At 51.2% G+C, this 16576-nt stretch carries 18 protein-coding genes and 7 tRNA genes; 23 read left to right on the forward strand and 2 right to left on the reverse strand.

Annotation, left to right across the window (positions count from 1 at the left end):
* The first annotated feature begins 157 nt into the window (after positions 1-157).
* The 17 genes from RB298_RS23600 (at position 158) to RB298_RS23680 (ending at position 10571) form a co-directional block, all read left to right on the forward strand.
* Positions 158-231 (forward strand) — tRNA-Met (locus tag RB298_RS23600).
* 33 nt (positions 232-264) lie between these two features.
* Positions 265-341: transfer RNA gene (locus RB298_RS23605), tRNA-Asp, on the forward strand.
* 132 nt (positions 342-473) lie between these two features.
* Positions 474-549: transfer RNA gene (locus RB298_RS23610), tRNA-Lys, on the forward strand.
* A gap of 41 nt (positions 550-590) precedes the next feature.
* Positions 591-665: transfer RNA gene (locus RB298_RS23615), tRNA-Gly, on the forward strand.
* Between the two features lie 12 nt (positions 666-677).
* A tRNA-Cys gene (locus tag RB298_RS23620) sits at positions 678-751 on the forward strand.
* Positions 752-763: 12 nt separating this feature from the next.
* A tRNA-Arg gene (locus tag RB298_RS23625) sits at positions 764-840 on the forward strand.
* Between the two features lie 8 nt (positions 841-848).
* Positions 849-928, forward strand: a tRNA-Leu gene (locus RB298_RS23630).
* Between the two features lie 355 nt (positions 929-1283).
* Positions 1284-1583, forward strand: a complete 300-nt coding sequence (locus tag RB298_RS23635; RefSeq protein WP_009591410.1) for a hypothetical protein — start codon at positions 1284-1286, stop codon at positions 1581-1583.
* A 74-nt stretch (positions 1584-1657) separates the two neighbouring features.
* Positions 1658-2335, forward strand: a complete 678-nt coding sequence (locus tag RB298_RS23640; RefSeq protein WP_009591432.1) for a PspA/IM30 family protein — start codon at positions 1658-1660, stop codon at positions 2333-2335.
* A gap of 2 nt (positions 2336-2337) precedes the next feature.
* Positions 2338-2826: a PspC domain-containing protein gene (locus RB298_RS23645; protein ID WP_090908802.1), complete on the forward strand. Its 489-nt coding sequence runs from the start codon at positions 2338-2340 to the stop codon at positions 2824-2826.
* Position 2827: 1 nt separating this feature from the next.
* Positions 2828-3514: a PspA/IM30 family protein gene (locus RB298_RS23650; protein ID WP_015737448.1), complete on the forward strand. Its 687-nt coding sequence runs from the start codon at positions 2828-2830 to the stop codon at positions 3512-3514.
* A 169-nt stretch (positions 3515-3683) separates the two neighbouring features.
* Positions 3684-4328 (forward strand): cell wall-active antibiotics response protein LiaF, encoded by a 645-nt coding sequence (liaF, locus tag RB298_RS23655; RefSeq protein WP_486048863.1) that lies wholly within the window; start codon positions 3684-3686, stop codon positions 4326-4328.
* Positions 4329-4370: 42 nt separating this feature from the next.
* Complete coding sequence (locus RB298_RS23660) at positions 4371-5444, forward strand: sensor histidine kinase (RefSeq protein ID WP_015737447.1); 1074 nt, start codon at positions 4371-4373, stop codon at positions 5442-5444.
* Complete coding sequence (locus tag RB298_RS23665; protein WP_036665042.1) at positions 5422-6072, forward strand: response regulator; 651 nt, start codon at positions 5422-5424, stop codon at positions 6070-6072. The genes RB298_RS23660 and RB298_RS23665 overlap by 23 nt, the downstream gene beginning before the upstream one ends.
* A 285-nt stretch (positions 6073-6357) precedes the next feature.
* Positions 6358-7185, forward strand: a complete 828-nt coding sequence (locus RB298_RS23670; protein WP_486048866.1) for a YwmB family TATA-box binding protein — start codon at positions 6358-6360, stop codon at positions 7183-7185.
* Positions 7186-7322: 137 nt separating this feature from the next.
* A complete protein-coding gene (gene zwf / locus RB298_RS23675; RefSeq protein WP_009591421.1) occupies positions 7323-8870 on the forward strand; it encodes a glucose-6-phosphate dehydrogenase in 1548 nt (515 codons plus the stop codon).
* Between the two features lie 120 nt (positions 8871-8990).
* Positions 8991-10571 (forward strand): peptide chain release factor 3, encoded by a 1581-nt coding sequence (locus RB298_RS23680; protein WP_036665046.1) that lies wholly within the window; start codon positions 8991-8993, stop codon positions 10569-10571.
* An 81-nt stretch (positions 10572-10652) separates the two neighbouring features.
* On the opposite strand, the gene sspI is transcribed toward RB298_RS23680, so the two are convergent.
* Positions 10653-10889, reverse strand: coding sequence for a small acid-soluble spore protein SspI (sspI, locus tag RB298_RS23685; protein WP_009591415.1), 237 nt, complete (start codon positions 10887-10889; stop codon positions 10653-10655).
* Positions 10890-11031: 142 nt separating this feature from the next.
* Here sspI and RB298_RS23690 point away from each other — a divergent pair, with 142 nt between their 5' ends.
* The 6 genes from RB298_RS23690 to yunB all read left to right on the forward strand — a co-directional run bounded on the left by RB298_RS23690 (position 11032) and on the right by yunB (position 15160).
* Positions 11032-11694: a potassium channel family protein gene (locus tag RB298_RS23690; protein WP_009591426.1), complete on the forward strand. Its 663-nt coding sequence runs from the start codon at positions 11032-11034 to the stop codon at positions 11692-11694.
* A 73-nt stretch (positions 11695-11767) separates the two neighbouring features.
* Positions 11768-12565, forward strand: coding sequence for a TrmH family RNA methyltransferase (locus tag RB298_RS23695; protein ID WP_486048869.1), 798 nt, complete (start codon positions 11768-11770; stop codon positions 12563-12565).
* A gap of 122 nt (positions 12566-12687) precedes the next feature.
* A complete protein-coding gene (locus RB298_RS23700; RefSeq protein ID WP_096776666.1) occupies positions 12688-13113 on the forward strand; it encodes a DUF1801 domain-containing protein in 426 nt (141 codons plus the stop codon).
* Positions 13114-13304: 191 nt separating this feature from the next.
* The gene (locus RB298_RS23705) at positions 13305-13730 is read left to right on the forward strand and encodes an SRPBCC family protein (RefSeq protein ID WP_096776665.1); all 426 of its coding nucleotides are present in this window, start codon (positions 13305-13307) and stop codon (positions 13728-13730) included.
* 3 nt (positions 13731-13733) lie between these two features.
* Positions 13734-14087, forward strand: a complete 354-nt coding sequence (locus RB298_RS23710; protein ID WP_486048872.1) for an ArsR/SmtB family transcription factor — start codon at positions 13734-13736, stop codon at positions 14085-14087.
* Positions 14088-14197: 110 nt separating this feature from the next.
* Positions 14198-15160 (forward strand): sporulation protein YunB, encoded by a 963-nt coding sequence (gene yunB / locus RB298_RS23715; RefSeq protein ID WP_486048874.1) that lies wholly within the window; start codon positions 14198-14200, stop codon positions 15158-15160.
* A 111-nt stretch (positions 15161-15271) separates the two neighbouring features.
* On the opposite strand, the gene RB298_RS23720 is transcribed toward yunB, so the two are convergent.
* Positions 15272-16354, reverse strand: a complete 1083-nt coding sequence (locus RB298_RS23720; protein WP_096776662.1) for a M23 family metallopeptidase — start codon at positions 16352-16354, stop codon at positions 15272-15274.
* Between the last annotated feature and the right edge of the window lie 222 nt (positions 16355-16576).

The following is a 16576-nucleotide window of genomic DNA, read 5'->3' on the forward strand; positions in this document are numbered from 1 at the left end:
TTAGCTCAGCTGGGAGAGCATCTGCCTTACAAGCAGAGGGTCGGGGGTTCGATCCCCTCAGCCTCCACCATAATTCATCCCCATAAAGTGAAGCTCACGCTTCGCAGGTAATTCCGATTACTTTTCGGGGACCCCATATTATCAACCCTTTTAATGACGCGGGGTGGAGCAGTTCGGTAGCTCGTCGGGCTCATAACCCGAAGGTCGTAGGTTCAAATCCGGCCCCCGCACCCCATTTATATCGCAATTGCGATAATTCCTCTTGGAACTGGTGTGTATAGGCCTAACATGCCTGCCTGTCACGCAGGAGATCGCGGGTTCGAATCCCGTCAGTTCCGCCATTCTTATTAGCTTCAGGGATGAGAATCCATATTGGGTTCGTCGGAGCTTAGCTTCGTTAGCATAGACTTCGCAGTCTCGAACGAAGAGAGAGTATCCCGTCAGTTCCGCCATTCTTTAACTCTTAGTAATAAGAGCCATTAGCTCAGTTGGTAGAGCACCTGACTTTTAATCAGGGTGTCGAAGGTTCGAGTCCTTCATGGCTCACCATCTTTACCAAGAGAGCTGGAATCGGAATACATATCATATTTGCGGACGTGGCTCAGCGGTAGAGCATCGCCTTGCCAAGGCGAGGGTCGCGGGTTCGATTCCCGTCGTCCGCTCCATTTTTATTTTCTGGCGCCATAGCCAAGTGGTAAGGCACAGCTCTGCAAAAGCTTTATCCCCAGTTCGAATCTGGGTGGCGCCTCCATAACAACCATATGTGCCCTTAGCTCAGCTGGATAGAGCGTTTGACTACGAATCAAAAGGTCAGGAGTTCGAATCTCTTAGGGCACGCCATTGTGTAAGCCGGTGTGGCGGAATTGGCAGACGCGCGCGACTCAAAATCGTGAGGGAAACCGTGGGGGTTCGAGTCCCTTCACCGGCATCAATCAAAAGGAATGTAGACGATCAACGTCTGCATTCCTTTTTTTTGTTGCCTCTCGATCGAAGCATCCACACGATAAGTCCACTCCCAATCGCAGCTGCTGAAGATCGTTCTCCTGTAGATCGATGTTCCTTCAATAAGTGATACGGTAACAGGAGGGTGTTCGTTCACGGATATAACGCAAAACCTGCAGACCAGTCCAGGGGTTGGACGTAGGTCTATAGGAAGCCCCGCCTTAGGTCTAGGTCCAAAAACCGTCCACAGGCCGTTTTAGTCAAACCCGAAATTACCTAGAATAGAGTCATAAGGTTGAACAAATGAAACAACGATCAAACAACAGAAAGGCGGTGTATAAATGAGGAATTCAAAAGGCAATGGAATGAGTATCCTGTTGATTGGTTTAGGGATCTTGGTTCTTCTGGGAGTATTCGGTCCTCTGCTTGGATGGTTGTTCAGTCTTCTAATTCCGATACTGATGGTTGCTTTGGGATATTACGGAATTCGAAGAGGCAATACCTTGATGGGATGGATCATTCTCGGTATCGGCATCATCTGGTTGATGGGTAAACTGTCTTGGCTGATCGGTCCGATCCTTGGTGTCATCTTAATCATCTACGGAGTGTCCCGATTGAAGAATGGAAGACCCCGTTATTGATAAGGAACCACTACATTATATAACCTGCATAAACAACAGATCAGATCATGATAGATGAGGAGGGCTAAGCCGATATGAGTGTTTTCCGGCGGATAAGAGACATAACCGTAGCAACATTGAATGAAAAGCTCGAGCAGAGCCAGGATCCGGTTCGATTGATCGACCAGTTCCTACATTCAACCAGACAGGACATTGCTGAGGCCGAAAAGCTGCAGCAGCAATGCCAAGTACATTCCAGACAGCTGAAACAGCAGGTGGATCAAGCGGAAACCATGCGATTTAAACGCGAAGAGCAGGCACTGCTTGCCTTGAAGGCCGGCGAAGAGCATCTTGCCAAGCTGGCATTGCAGGAGAAGTTGATTTATGAGGAAAAGATTGAACAGTATCAAGGCCTGTTATCCTCAAGCCTGGAGTCGTTGAAAGAAATCGAGGAGCAGCTCGGTGAGCTGCGGATGGAATATCAGACGGTCTACAGCAAACGCCAGTATTATGTTGCCCGAGTGGAAACCCTTCGTCTTCAGCAAAAAATGAATGAACGTACGGGGTCCTATGGCGGGGGTCATGATGTACCGAAGATGTTCAATCGCCTCGAGGACCGTATCAGCGACTGGGAACTGGAAGCCAGAAGCCTTCGCGATTTACGCCGCATGGGGCAGGAATACATGGATCAGGCTGGAGAATCCGTCTCCACGGTATTGGAAAAGGAACTTGCCCGCTTGAAGCAAAAGCTGAATAACAGCGGAAAGGAGTAACCATGACAAGATTGTACCGTTCCACCCGAGACAAGATGTTCACAGGGTTGATCGGCGGTATATCCGATCATTTCGGAGTCGAATCTACCCTCCTTAGAATCATATTTGTAGTCAGTATCTTTTTCACAGGCGGTACAACGCTGTTGATCTATCTGATTGCAAGCCTCGTCGTTCCTAAAGAACCGTATTATCACGATCCGTACGGACCGCAAGGAAGACATGGCGGCGGATACCGTTACAACGACCATCCGGGCCCGGGGCCAGGCTACAACAGCTACAATGATGCTTATGGACGTCATCAAGGCTATCCTAACCCTAATGAGCATGGAAGCTTTGGTCCCAAATATGACCGTCCCAACGGCACAAGAACGAACGCGTCCACCGATTCCGATCTGGATGCGATGATGAAGGATATTGAAAGAAAAGCCATGCAAAAAGAAATCGAAGAATTGAAGAAAAAACTTTCGAACTATGAGAAGGGAGATAAATAACATGGGAGTATTTAAAAGAATTAAGGATATGACGAAAGCATCGGTGAACGAGCTGCTGGATAAAGTGGAGGATCCGATCGTAATGCTGAACCAGTACCTGCGCGACATGGAGGCAGAAATTCATGAAGCAGAGGTAACGGTTGCGAAGCAAATGGCAAATGAGCGTCGCATGAAGCAGCGCGTCGATGAGGCTGTGAAGATGGCGGCACAACGTGAAGCTCAAGCGGAATTGGCTCTGAAAAACGGTCAAGAAGAAGTGGCTCGCAAGCTGCTTGAAGAAAAAATCTATTTCGATCAAAAAGAAACCGAGTACGTGGAACTGCACCTGCAATCCGAGGCTCAAGCGAAAGAGCTTGTTGCTCAGCTGCATGAAATGAAAGACGAGTTCTACAAAATGCGCAACAAGCGCAATGAGCTTGTAGCTCGCGCTCAAATGGCGAAAGCGAAGAAGCAAATGTCTCAAGTGAGCAGCCTGCATACCATTGAAAGCGGCAGTGCTTCGATGGGCTTCCACCGCATGGAAGAAAAAATCATGCAAATGGAAGCTGAAGCTGATGTGCTTCGCGCACCATACCGCCCTAACAACGCAGCATACACAAGCCCAGTGGATGCTGAGAAGCAACTGAAGGTGGATGAGCAGCTGCAAGCATTGAAAAACAAAATGGGGAAATCCTCGAAATCCGAGTAATTCCTTAGCAAGTCAGCAAAATAAGAACAAAGCGTATTCGAATACCGTGTTCATATGATATGCTATACGAATGAGATTGTCGTATAGTACAGGCAAAGCCATACAGTGGGGAGCATCTCACTGATATGGCTTTTCCGAGCTTATATCTTGGTCATCAAGGAGGTGCGACATGGACAGAAACCGCTGGATAGCAGTAGGTTTAATCAGCTTGGGTTTTATTATGCTTTTCGGCCGATGGTTTGGTTTCTTCACCATTGTCGCCCTGTTGCTCATCTTCGCGGGCGTCCTTCAGATCAGGCAAGGCCATGTGAAGAAGGGGTACATTCTGCTCGGCGTCGGAGCCGTGCTGCTGCTGCTCGAGCATCTTATGTTGATTATTGGCGTCAGTTTGATATCGCTGGGTATTTTCTACGGCAAGTCCAAACGGGCCCATACCACGACCAGATATATTCAGAAGCAGAACTTTATGTCCAACTTTGACTGGGACCGTGCACCCTGGGTGATGCGCAGCTTGAGCGTGTGGCATGTGCTCGGGGAAGCGGATGTGGATCTGTCCCTGGCGCTTCCCGAAGAACGCCAAACGGTGCTCATGTTCCACGGAATGCTCGGTGATATCGATCTGATGATCCCGGACTATTACGGGGTGGAGATCGAGGCATTCATCTTATTCGGATCGATTCATATGGACGACCGGAAGGAAACCGGCATATTGAACCGAGTGAAATATCAATCGCCCAGTTATGAGACCAGCGAATATAAAGTGAAATTTATCGTTTCTTATTTAGGCGGAGATTTGAATATAAGAATGACATAATAAACGTATTGTTTTGTGTAAACCATTCAGGAGGGTTGCCCCGTGGAAACGGAAAAGAAAGCAAATATCATTACCCGAAGTATGCGTGAGGGGACCCTTCTGGGATTGGTTGTCATGCTCGTTGTCCTTTATTTATTATATACATATGGTTATCTTCAACCGTTTGAGACGTGGAAGAACCGGATCGAGGCAGGCATAACCCTGGTATTGCTGCCGATCGGGCTGGGAGCGATTTATGGCTTCTTCCAGGGATACCGGGTAAAACGGCGGGTCGATCTCGTTAGGGAAACACTCGTGAACTGGGAAAAAGGGAGTCTGACGGACGTCATGCCGGACATCGGCGAAGACGAAGTGGGCCGGCTTGGAGAACAGCTGGTGAAGATCAGCAAGCGCTGGGAGGATCAGGTGTCTTCCCTGCAGCGGTTATCCACGAACAATGCCCAGCTAGCCGAGCAGGCCAGGGTTACGGCGATCGTGGAAGAGAGACAGCGTCTGGCGCGCGAGCTCCATGATGCGGTTTCTCAGCAGCTGTTTGCCATCTCGATGACGGCAACAGCTGTGGGCAGGACGCTGGATAAGGATTTTGACAAAGCGCAGCGCCAGGTGGCTCTGATTGAGGAAATGTCGGCTGTGGCACAGTCCGAGATGAGGGCGCTACTCCTTCATCTGCGGCCGGTATATCTCGAAGGAAAAGCACTGGAACAAGGGCTGCGGGATTTGATCACGGAATTGCGGATCAAAGTACCTATGGAAATTACGTTTGAAATGGACGATGACATACATTTGCTTAAAGGGATCGAAAATCATCTGTTCCGCATTATTCAGGAGGCCATGTCGAATACGCTTCGGCACTCGAAGGCGGAAAAAATGGACATCCGGATTCATCGCAGGCAAAACACCGTTCGGGTAATGCTGCGAGATGACGGGGTCGGGTTCGAACTGGACGACAAGAAACAGACTTCCTACGGTCTTTCGACCATGCAGGAACGGGTGACGGAAATCGGCGGCTCGTTACAATTCATCACGGCCCCGGGAAAAGGGACGCGGATTGAGATTATCGTGCCGCTCATAAACGAAGAACGCAAACGGGGGGATGGAGATGGAAGCACCGATTAAGGTACTGCTGGTGGATGATCATGAGATGGTGCGGATCGGCTTGGCTGCCGTGCTTGGCACAGAAGACGGCATTGAGGTGGTAGGCGAAGCGGGCAGCGGCGAGGAAGGCATACGTCTGGCGCAGGAATATCATCCTGACGTGGTGCTGATGGATCTGGTCATGGATGGGATGGACGGCATTGAGACCACGCGGGAGTTGATGAAGCAATTTCCGAATCTTAAGGTGATCGTACTGACCAGCTATCTGGACGATGAGAAGATGTATCCGGTCATTGAAGCAGGCGCGTTCAGTTATCTGCTGAAGACCTCCCGGGCTTCCGAGGTCGCCGATGCTATACGTGCGGCCGCACGGGGCCAGTCGGTTCTGGAGTCCCAGGTCGCTTCGAAGATGATGAATCGTTTCCGCCATCCGCAAAATGAAGCGCCCGCGCATAATGACCTGACGGACCGGGAGATGGAAGTGCTGCGATTGCTGGCACAGGGCAAATCCAATCAGGACATTGCCGATGATTTGATTATAGGCATCAAAACCGTGAAGTTTCACGTGACTAATATTTTGGGCAAGCTGGGGGTAGAGGATCGGACCCAAGCTGCCATCTACGCTTATAAAAATGGGCTGGCGGAGTAAGGAGTGCCGGCTCTTTTTTTTATGTTTATGAACGTGAAATAAACAGTTTTGAGATGCCGAGCGCGGTTCTAAACAGATCCGTGATGCGATGCGTTCGGGTATCAACATATCCATGTAAACAATGATAGGCAGGCTTAAAGACTCCCCAATCGGGAGGCTTTTTGTTATGGAGGTATTTTTAAAACGGTAATAGCAGGATCATTTTAAATGGCGAGGTATAAATCTGAAGTGAGGCGGCCATCCTTTTACTAGATTGATAGATTCGTACGAGGAGCGTGGCTGACGATGCGGAAGATACGTTTACAGCTGATTGTGATGATGTTGTTGCTGTGCGGGGCAGCAGGGATGATGGCGGGTTTTGCGGGAACAACGGAACGCAATGGGGAGGAATCGGTTCCGCAAACGGCAGAGGCGTCAGCTTGGAAGGGAACGGCGAATGGAGCATCGGAAGCAGGGACCACAGCCGAAAGCAATTTGGAGCTTCTTGCAGCCCTTGGACAGGAACATATGGATCCTTCCGCGCTCCTCACGGTAAAAATTCAAGGCGAAATGATAAATTCGATTTCTAAGGATCAAGCTAAGACAGCAGCCGAAGAATTGGCTCGTGCAATGGGGCTTTCCGGCATTACCTCGAACGAGCTTCAAGGAAATGACGTATTCCAATCGGAAGGCGATCGATCGGGCATCTCCGTGCATTTGGATTGGGCCCTCACGAAAGGCCATAGTTATGTCAGAGTCATGCTTGTCGGAGAGGCGGCAGCCCAGGCCCGGGAAATGATGAGCCTTCAGCAGCATGTTCAAGAACGGATGGAGCAAGCAGGCATACCGAATACGTGGAATGCGTCCATTCAAGGATATGCAACGAAGTCAGGCAGCGTGGATGGAACGATGGCCCAAGTAGAAGAGGCCGTAGCCCGAAAGCTTCCGCTTCGTTCCGTTGAGGATTATGCGGATGTTACAACGATCAGCCGATCCTATGAGGCGCCTTCGCTGGGGACTTTTGTGAAGAGCGGCGACACGCCGATTCATATGCAGATCGCGGTGCATGAAGATTCGGTGAAGAAAAGCAGTAGAATAACGATCGGATTTCCCGTCATTACAATAGAATATTGAAAATAATATCTGAAACTCCGATGAAAAAATACGGAATGAGATAGCATACTTGAAATGAATATGCTAAAATGTCATCACATCGAGTTAAGTGACGATGCATAAAAATACACTATAATTCATAGAAAGAATGAGGAGCCATGGCTGAAAATCAAAATCTAGATACAATGAAGACACCGGGAGCTGTATTTTTCATCTTTGGAGCGACTGGTGATTTGGCAAGACGTAAGTTGTTTCCGGCGATCTACAGTCTTTATCGTGAAGGAAAACTGGATGAGGATTTTGCTGTAATCGGCGTGGCGCGGCGTCCGCGCACCCAAGAGGAGTTTCGGGAGGACGTGTATCGTTCGATTCAGGAATTCTGCCGATATAGTTCGGAACAGGATAGTGAATGGAATGCATTTGCACAGCATTTTGAATATAAATCTTTAGATATCAACAATATTGACGGTTTCCGTGAGCTCCGCGAACAAACGGAGCAATTGGAAACGAAATTTAATATACCGGGCAACCGCTTGTTCTATCTCGCGCTTGCACCGGAATTGTTCGGCAGCGTATCGTTCAACCTGATGAAGGGCGGCATGCTGGACGGAGAGGGCTGGAACCGTCTTGTGATCGAGAAGCCGTTCGGCTACGATCTGGAGTCCGCTGCCAAGCTGAACGAAGAGATCCGTAAAGTGTTCAAGGAAGAGGAGATCTATCGGATCGACCATTACCTCGGGAAGGAAATGGTGCAGAACATCGAGGTTATCCGTTTTGCGAATGCTTTCTTCGAGCCGCTGTGGAACAACAAGCATATTGCCAACATCCAAATTACGCTTGGTGAAACGGTTGGCGTCGAGGAGCGCGGGGGTTATTACGACCATGCGGGCGCACTCAGGGATATGGGTCAAAACCATATGCTGCAGCTGCTGACCATGATTGCCATGGAGCCGCCTAGCCGCCTGCTCGCAGAAGATATTCGCGACGAGAAGGTGAAGGTGCTTCGCTCCCTGCGTCCATATGCCTCAAACGAAGAAGTCAAGAACAACGTGGTTCGCGGTCAGTATACGAGCGGTTCCGCAGGCGGCAAAGATCTGCCGGCTTACCGTGAAGAGGACAAGGTAAATCCGGAATCCAATACGGAAACCTATTTTGCGGCCAGAGTCTTCGTGGATAATTTCCGCTGGGCGGGCGTACCGTTCTATATCCGCACGGGCAAACGCCTTCCGGTTAAGACGACCGAGGTGGTCGTAGAGTTCAAACGGATGCCAACCAACGTATACTTGGGCCAGAAGCATTCCCTGGAGCCTAACCTGCTCGTTATCCGGGTTAACCCGATGGAAGGCATCTACGTAAAGATCAACGCGAAGAAGCCGGGCTCCGAGTCCGAGATCGCTCCGGTTGCGATGGACTTCTGCCAAAGCTGCATCGTGGGCATTAACTCTCCTGAAGCGTATGAGCGTCTGCTGCATGATGCCGCCCGCGGGGATTCCACCTACTTTACGCGTTGGGACGAAGTGGCTTCCGCTTGGTCCTTCGTGGATCGCATCGCTAGCGCTTGGAGAGAGAACCAGGGCGAGCTGGAATCGTATCCTGCCGGCTCCTGGGGACCTGACAAAGCGGATGAGCTGCTGAAGGAAGACGGCTTCCACTGGTGGCCGGTTAACGGTCAGCTTGAGGATAACGTCGTGTGGTTGAAAAAATAGAAGATTAGCTAAAATTTATGCGATAAAAATCATCCTCATGCGCACGGCGCATGGGGATGATTTGCGTATGAATTGTGGTACAATGATATACATGACTTTAGTTACGAAGGGATAAGTGAAATGGCAAAGCTAATAGATGAACTGCAGCAGGAAGTGGATAAGCGTCGCACGTTCGCGATTATTTCCCACCCTGACGCCGGTAAGACGACGCTGACCGAGAAGCTGCTCTTGTTCGGGGGCGCCATTCGTCTGGCCGGATCGGTTAAAGCTCGTAAAGCGAGCAAGCATGCAACGAGTGACTGGATGGAGATCGAGAAGCAGCGGGGAATCTCCGTCACGTCGTCCGTGATGCAATTTGATTATTTAGGGCATCGGATTAATATATTGGATACGCCGGGTCACCAAGACTTCAGTGAGGATACCTATCGTACGTTGACGGCTGCCGACAGCGCCGTCATGTTGATTGACGTAGCCAAAGGGGTCGAGGCCCAGACCATCAAGCTGTTTCAGGTCTGCGCGAAGCGGGGCATTCCGATCTTCACCTTCATCAACAAACTCGACCGCGAAGGACGCAGTCCGTTTGACCTGATGGAAGAGCTTGAGCAGGTGTTGGGCATCCGCTCCGTACCGATGAATTGGCCGATCGGTTCCGGCCGCGACCTGTGCGGCGTGTACGACCGGGTGAAGAATCAGGTGGAATTGTTCCAAGGGGACGACCATTCCACGATTAAAGTGCAGAAGGTCGAAGGGTATGAAGATCCGCTCATCCGCGAAATGGCTGGCGATTATCTGCATGACCAGTTATGTCAGGATCTGGAGCTGCTGGATGTTGCCGGCGACCCGTTTGATCTGGAGAAAGTGATGCAGGGGCAGTTAACGCCAGTATTTTTCGGCAGTGCGATCAACAATTTCGGCGTCCAGACCTTTCTTGAAAACTTCCTCCAGCTTGCGCCGAAGCCGGAGCCGCGCCGCAGCACGGAAGGCGTGGTGGAACCGACCGATGAGAAATTCTCCGGTTACGTATTTAAGATCCAAGCCAACATGAATCCGGCTCACCGGGACCGCATCGCTTTCCTTCGAATCGTATCGGGCAAGTTCGAACGCGGTATGAGCGTGAAGCATGTGCGGGTAGGCAAGGAAATCAAGCTGGCGCAGCCGCAGCAATTTTTGGCGCAGGATCGAGATATTGTGCAGGAGGCATACCCTGGCGATATTATCGGTCTGTTTGACCCGGGTATTTTCCGGATCGGGGATTCCCTCAGCCAAGGACGCGAGGTTGTATTCGACGAGCTTCCGACGTTTTCCCCGGAGATCTTTGCCAAAGTAACCGTGAAGAATGCGCTGAAGCATAAGCAATATCAGAAGGGGATTGACCAATTGACGGAAGAGGGGACCATTCAGGTATTCCGCACCGTTAGCTTCGACGAGACCATTCTCGGGGTGGTCGGCCAGCTCCAGTTCGAAGTGTTCGAGTATCGGATGAAGGGGGAGTACGGCGTCGATGTCCAGCTGCAACGGATGCCGTATCAGTTCGCCCGCTGGCTCGTGGACGACAACATTGATCCGTCCAAGTTCCGGATTAACTCGACCCTGGTGAAAGACAAGAAGGATAATTATGTCGTTCTCTTCGAAAATGAGTATGCGATGAGAACCGCCATAGACAAGAACCCAACCGCCAAGTTTCTTGAGACCGCTCCGTAAGCGATGGCATAAATATGCAGTATAAAGAACAATCCCCTCAGCTTGAAGGCTGAGGGGATTGTTCTTTTTGTTGAGCGCGGATTATCCCTGAAGATTGCCAGGCGTAACGGTTTTCAAATGGTCGTGAAGGGAAGAGACAAGGGTATTTTGCTGGGCAGCATCCATGTCTTTCCACATCATTTCAAACATCACGCCGAGTCCCGGCAGGGCGGCTTCAGGCCCGTCAACGGAACCCTCGATCATGGAGCGCAGCTCTTCTTCGTCCTGATTGTGGACTTTATGAATGACGGCTTGCCTTAGATCTAACAATATGGACATCGAAATGTTCCTCCTTGTTATATAAGGGTCATTGTGTAATGTGCCCGTTCCAGGGGAGTTACATTCAAGTATTCTGGACAGTATGATATACTGTTATCATTGATGATTAAGGATCGACCTAGGCTCGTGGGGGGATATATAAATGGCTAAGAAGCAGTACGCAGTAATCGGTATGGGGCGTTTTGGCACAAGCGTTGCCAAGGAATTGAGCAGCATGGGATTTGACGTATTGGCCGTTGATGCGAGCGAACAGCGTATTCAGGAAACTGCCAGCATGGTCACGCATGCCGTTTCGGCGGATTCGACCGATGAAGAGGCGCTCCGGGCGCTCGGCATTCGGAATTTCGATGTGGTTGTCGTGGCTATCGGGGAGGATATTCAATCCAGCATTTTGACGACGCTGATTCTGAAGGATCTTGGCGTACCGGCTATTATCGTAAAAGCGAAGAATGAGCTGCACGGAAAAGTGCTTAACAAGATCGGCGCGGACAAGGTGATTTTCCCAGAACGGGACATGGGGCTTCGGGTTGCCCACCATCTGGTGTCGCCGAATATTCTCGACTATATCGATTTGTCGGACGACTACAGCATTATGGAGATGCTGGCTACGGGCGAGCTGATTGGCCACAATCTGAGAGAGCTGGATATTCGCGCACGATTCGGCTGCAATGTCATGGCGATTCGAAGCGATGCGGACATGAACATTTCGCCGAGTCCGGATGACCGGATTGAGGAAGGCGATGTGCTTGTCATCGTCGGACATAAGAATGACTTAACGAAGCTGGAGCTTGCTTATCCCAAATAAAGCCGTCAGCTTCGGATACCGGGCCGAACCCGGGCTCTGATGAGTATATATGTAAAGAACGGATGGGTTAACAATGGAGATATTATCGCCGCAGAACGCCAGAGTGAAGGGCTGGGCACAGCTGCAGGAGAAAAAACACCGGGACAAGCAGAACAAGTACGTGGTGGAAGGCATCCATCTCGTACAGGAAGCCCTGTCATCCGGCGCGGACATCGAGTGCGTGGCTTATGACGTGGACAAGGGCATCCCCCAAGAGCTTCGTCATATTACGGATACAGGACAAGGTGCCGAATGGATCGGCGTATCCCATGCCGTCATATCGAAGGTCAGCGATACGCCGTCGCCGCAGCAGGTGTTTGCCGTCATTCGCAAGGAAGCGCGGCAATGGCAGGACCTGATCCTGCGCGAGAACGGTTTGGTCGTTGTTCTCGACGGTCTCCAGGATCCGGGCAATGTGGGAACCATCATACGAAGCGCCGATGCCGTAGGGGCTGCCGGCGTGGTCCTGGGGCGAGGCTGTGCGGATTTGTACAATCCCAAGACACTGCGCTCCACCATGGGATCTCTGTTCCATCTGCCGGTGCTGGAGGGTGATCTGCTGAGCATCCTGCCGGAAGCCAGGGAACGGGGAGCCAGATTGGTGACCACCATGCTGGAAGGACAGCGCTCATGCTTTGAGTACGACTTCAAAGGGACAAGCTGGATCGTCATCGGCAGCGAAGGACGCGGCGTCTCGCCTGAGGTCGCGGCACTCGTGGACGATGCCATCCGTATCCCCATGCCGGGGCCTGCCGAATCGCTGAATGCGGCTATGGCCGCTTCCGTATTGATGTACGAGGCTTTAAGGCAGAGGGAGTATGCTGATTTATAGAGACAGGAAATAGCTCGATTAGGGGCGGGAATGATTAGATAACATTGCTGATCATAACCGGCCTTTTTTATTCTTGACAGAGATGGTCATAATAACAGGCATGTTCGAAAGGAGTTAAACCCGTGTACGAGCAAAAAACAAAAGAAACGGATCACAGCGTGGTGGAGTTTATCGAGCAAGTGGATTCGCCGAAAAAACGGGAGGATGCCTATCGTTTGCTGGAGATTTTTGAAGAAACGAGCGGGTATTCGGCCAAAATGTGGGGACCCAGCATCATTGGTTTCGGCTCCTACCATTACCGTTACGCTTCCGGCCATGAGGGAGATGCGCCGTTTGTAGGATTCTCGCCGCGAAAAGCGAAGATCAGCCTGTATTTTGCGCCAGGCGATGATCAGCGGGAGGAGTTGCTGACGAATTTCGGCAAGCATACGGCAGGGAAAGGCTGCGTGTACATTAATAAAGTGGCGGACATTGAAGTTGAGGTGCTGAAGCAGCTGATTCGCGAATCGATCGCGTTCCTGAAAAAGACTTACCCGGATCAACCCTAACGTGAGGTGGAGTTAAGTGCGGTGTGCCGGCAAGGTCTCTGTTTTGAGCCGATTAGTCGGCTGATTGACCTAAGGGTGATGACGAACAGGTGAATATTGGGGTTTGACGTAAAACCATTTGGTGTCCTATAATGCATAAAGGGAAACCAAATGGTTTCATAATTTAAGTTTAAGCGAGGGATCAATCTGATATGGACAACGCAACTAACGGCAAGCTGCCGGATATTCGTCATACTCTTGTGCTGAAAGCGCCCATTGAGAAGGTGTGGAAAGCCGTAGCCACAGCTGAAGGGATTTCGGCGTGGTTTATGCCTAACAATTTTGAACCGGTGGAAGGGTTCGAGTTTCAATTGAATGCCGGCCCCTTCGGAAACTCACCATGCAAGGTGACGCTTATTGATGAGCCTAACCGGTTGTCTTTTAACTGGGGCAAGGATTGGAGCGTTACGTTCGAACTGGTGGAGCAGGGAGACCATACGGAATTCACGCTCATCCACGGCGGATGGACAGCGGATCAAGTAACCGAGTTCGGGGAAGCGCATGACATCGTTCGAGGCCGCATGGACAACGGCTGGGCTGGCATTGTCCAGAAGCTTGCGGGATACGTCGAGGCGTAACCGATGTCGCAGGCCGCTCCGAAGCATGATGTCTACCAAGCCATCGCAGATCCGACTCGCCGTAAGCTGCTCGGCTTGTTAAGCGATAAGGAAATGCCGGTTAAGGAAATTACGGGACATTTCTCCATGACGCGAACCGCCGTGTCCAAGCATCTCCGTATTTTGGAGGAAGCCGGTCTGGTGCAGGACCGCAAGGTGGGACGCGAGACCCGCTATCGCCTGCAAGCAGAGCCGCTTAAGGAATTGAAGGATTGGCTGTCTTATTTCGACCGCTTCTGGGAGAACAAACTGTCGATGCTGAAATATTACGTGGAAAATCAAGAAGACGATCCAAAGAACGCTAAGGAAGAAGAGTGAGGATAAGCCATCCTTGCTCTTCTTTTTTGCCGTTTGTCCGCATACCTTCTATACAGGAGAGCTTGCCATGGTAAACATGCTCCTCGGGGCGTAAATAGGGGGGACCAAGCATGAGACGAAAGAGATGGGGAAGCAGGCGTTTGGCCTTTCCGTCGCTGTCGTGGCCTAAACCAAGGAGAGCTTACAAACCACCGCGCAAAGGCTTTCGGCCCGTACCGCAGAGCCGGGGGCGTCCTCAGGCTGCCAAACGGCGAAGCACAAAAAAATGGTGGCTGATCGGCGCTCTGCTCCTTGTGTTTGGGATCGTTGAGTTTTTTATGTATATCGAGCAGAATCTGCGGCCGCCGATCATGCATTTAGCCCAAATCCGGGTTAAGCAGATCGCTACCGAAGCCATCAATAAAGCGATCACCTCCCAGGTGACGCAGGGCAAGGATTTTGATAATCTGGTCAACTGGAAAACGGACAGCTCGGGCAAAGTGACCGGATTCATGCTGAATTATGCCGAGCATTTAAAAATCACGTCCCATACGACACAGGTCGTGCAGAGCACGCTGGACGAAATCCATAAGCGCAAAGAGCAGATTCCGCTGGGACAGGTGTTAAAAAGCCCGATCATCGCTTCATTCGGTCCGCAAATACCTTTAAAGATCGAACCCCAAGGAGCGGTAAAGGTTCAGCTGGATACGAGGCAGCAGGGGGCCGGCATCAATATGATCCTGGTGGAGGTGTTCGTCCACATCGTGACGGAGGTAGCGGTAGTCGTTCCTTTTGACATGGAGCCGCAAATCGTGGAAACCGATATTCCGATCTCGTATCTGCTCGTGGTAGGCGATGTGCCGATGTATTATTACGACGGCCAAGGAAAGGCGGTCGGCGAGAATAAGGCAAGCGCACCGAGCATCGCGATACCGCCACCGGTAACGGACGAGAACACCCATGACGGGCAGCAGGAGATTCCGCCTTCAACGACGCCGGACCCTCCTGCCCAGGGATCGACGACGCCTCTTGTGCCTACGCCGGGCGGCGCCGACATATCAGGGCATACGGAGGGAAGCGGAACAGGCGAGTAGGACGCTCATTCGCTCATTCTCAAAACCGTATTGTGTACCTGCAGTATGGATTGGCCGTCTACGTGACATGAGGGTATGCCCTTAAAGGAAAAACGCGCCCCTGGTTTGAATTCAGGAGCGCGTTTTTTTCTTCGAGCGTTTTTCTTCCAGTTCCCAGTGCTTCAGCAGCGGGTAAGGATCGAAAGCCCATTCGGTCAATCCGGTGTCCCGGTAGATGCCGTAATGCAGGTGCGGCGGGAATTTGCCCTGGGTTCCCGGCTTGCCGTAGCCGGAACTGCCGACCCAGCCGAGGGTTTGACCCGGCGTAACGACATCCCCGAGCGAAATCCCTTTATCAAACCCCTGCAGATGGGCGTAATAATGGTAATGATTGTTCAAATCCCGGATGCCGATGCGCCAGCCGCCGTATTTATTCCAGCCTTTAATTTCGACGACGCCGTAACAGGTGCTTCGAACGGGGACTCCGTATGAAGCAAACAAATCCGTTCCTTCGTGAACCCTTTTGCCTCCCCAGTTGCGTCCCATGCCAAAGGTGCTTCGGTAGGAATAGTTGCTTTTGACGGGAAGGGGAAACGCATGGTCGAACAGGTCCAGCTTCCCGAAGGTCTCGTACAGTTTGGCATACTGCATGATGCGCTGTACGGCCCGCGTGTTCTGGTAGTATGACCATAGGCCGATGCTGAAATCATCAGCGGCATGCCCATAAGGGGAAAGTCTTGTCGCAACGGTGTAGAGCAAGTCGATATCATTATTAGGGTCTGCCTTGCCATCCCCGTCCCCATCGAGCCCGATCCCGGAGAACACGCTGATCGACGTGGGATTCACGTCTTCCTGATTGGGATTCAACGGGCCAGCCCATCGGGTGGAAGGGATAAAGATACCTAGGGTGCGGTCCGGATGCTTTCGATCCTTGGGATGAACCCGGGTCAGCGTTCGTTCATACTGGTCAATGGCCGCTAGGCGGTGCCAAGGAATTTGGGTAACCGTGGAAACCTGATCGTATAAAGATTTCCGGTCCGCAAAATTCGCTGCAGCATCCGTTGCTTTAGCCGAATCGTCAGCCGCGCTGACCGCCATGGAGGCGGATGCGGACGCAGGCCCGCACATGCAGCAGGCAGCCATCAAAGCAGCCATGACTGCAGCCGTGGACCGATACATGATGCCCTTTGCGCGCAATGGTTGTAAAATCCTCATATTGTCCTTCTCCTCCCTTTTTCGATAGTCGTAATTAAGGACGGACAGTCATGCCTACCTGTAGGGTGAATCGAAACAAGGATTTTTATCCATGCCGCAACTAGATTAATCTCATATCGATGCGAAACAAGTAATATGATGGTTTTCATGATATAATATGGGACAGCAAACGATGGGGTATGTCTTGAGTTACATCATTACATTCGAAAGAAGGTTTTTTCT

The organism is Priestia sp. BR_2, assembly GCF_041954005.1.
GTDB lineage: Bacteria > Bacillota > Bacilli > Paenibacillales > Paenibacillaceae > Paenibacillus_AQ > Paenibacillus_AQ lautus_A.

What these genes read in the sequence shown, in the direction of transcription:
- RB298_RS23720 (WP_096776662.1), bottom strand. Translation starts at nt 16,354, where the DNA reads ATGAGGATTTTACAACCATTGCGCGCAAAGGGCATCATGTATCGGTCC.
- sspI (WP_009591415.1), bottom strand. Translation starts at nt 10,889, where the DNA reads ATGTCCATATTGTTAGATCTAAGGCAAGCCGTCATTCATAAAGTCCAC.
- liaF (WP_486048863.1), top strand. Translation starts at nt 3,684, where the DNA reads ATGGACAGAAACCGCTGGATAGCAGTAGGTTTAATCAGCTTGGGTTTT.
- RB298_RS23705 (WP_096776665.1), top strand. Translation starts at nt 13,305, where the DNA reads ATGGACAACGCAACTAACGGCAAGCTGCCGGATATTCGTCATACTCTT.
- RB298_RS23690 (WP_009591426.1), top strand. Translation starts at nt 11,032, where the DNA reads ATGGCTAAGAAGCAGTACGCAGTAATCGGTATGGGGCGTTTTGGCACA.
- RB298_RS23710 (WP_486048872.1), top strand. Translation starts at nt 13,734, where the DNA reads ATGTCGCAGGCCGCTCCGAAGCATGATGTCTACCAAGCCATCGCAGAT.
- RB298_RS23635 (WP_009591410.1), top strand. Translation starts at nt 1,284, where the DNA reads ATGAGGAATTCAAAAGGCAATGGAATGAGTATCCTGTTGATTGGTTTA.
- zwf (WP_009591421.1), top strand. Translation starts at nt 7,323, where the DNA reads ATGGCTGAAAATCAAAATCTAGATACAATGAAGACACCGGGAGCTGTA.
- RB298_RS23640 (WP_009591432.1), top strand. Translation starts at nt 1,658, where the DNA reads ATGAGTGTTTTCCGGCGGATAAGAGACATAACCGTAGCAACATTGAAT.
- RB298_RS23695 (WP_486048869.1), top strand. Translation starts at nt 11,768, where the DNA reads ATGGAGATATTATCGCCGCAGAACGCCAGAGTGAAGGGCTGGGCACAG.
- RB298_RS23665 (WP_036665042.1), top strand. Translation starts at nt 5,422, where the DNA reads ATGGAGATGGAAGCACCGATTAAGGTACTGCTGGTGGATGATCATGAG.
- yunB (WP_486048874.1), top strand. Translation starts at nt 14,198, where the DNA reads ATGAGACGAAAGAGATGGGGAAGCAGGCGTTTGGCCTTTCCGTCGCTG.
- RB298_RS23650 (WP_015737448.1), top strand. Translation starts at nt 2,828, where the DNA reads ATGGGAGTATTTAAAAGAATTAAGGATATGACGAAAGCATCGGTGAAC.
- RB298_RS23670 (WP_486048866.1), top strand. Translation starts at nt 6,358, where the DNA reads ATGCGGAAGATACGTTTACAGCTGATTGTGATGATGTTGTTGCTGTGC.
- RB298_RS23680 (WP_036665046.1), top strand. Translation starts at nt 8,991, where the DNA reads ATGGCAAAGCTAATAGATGAACTGCAGCAGGAAGTGGATAAGCGTCGC.
- RB298_RS23645 (WP_090908802.1), top strand. Translation starts at nt 2,338, where the DNA reads ATGACAAGATTGTACCGTTCCACCCGAGACAAGATGTTCACAGGGTTG.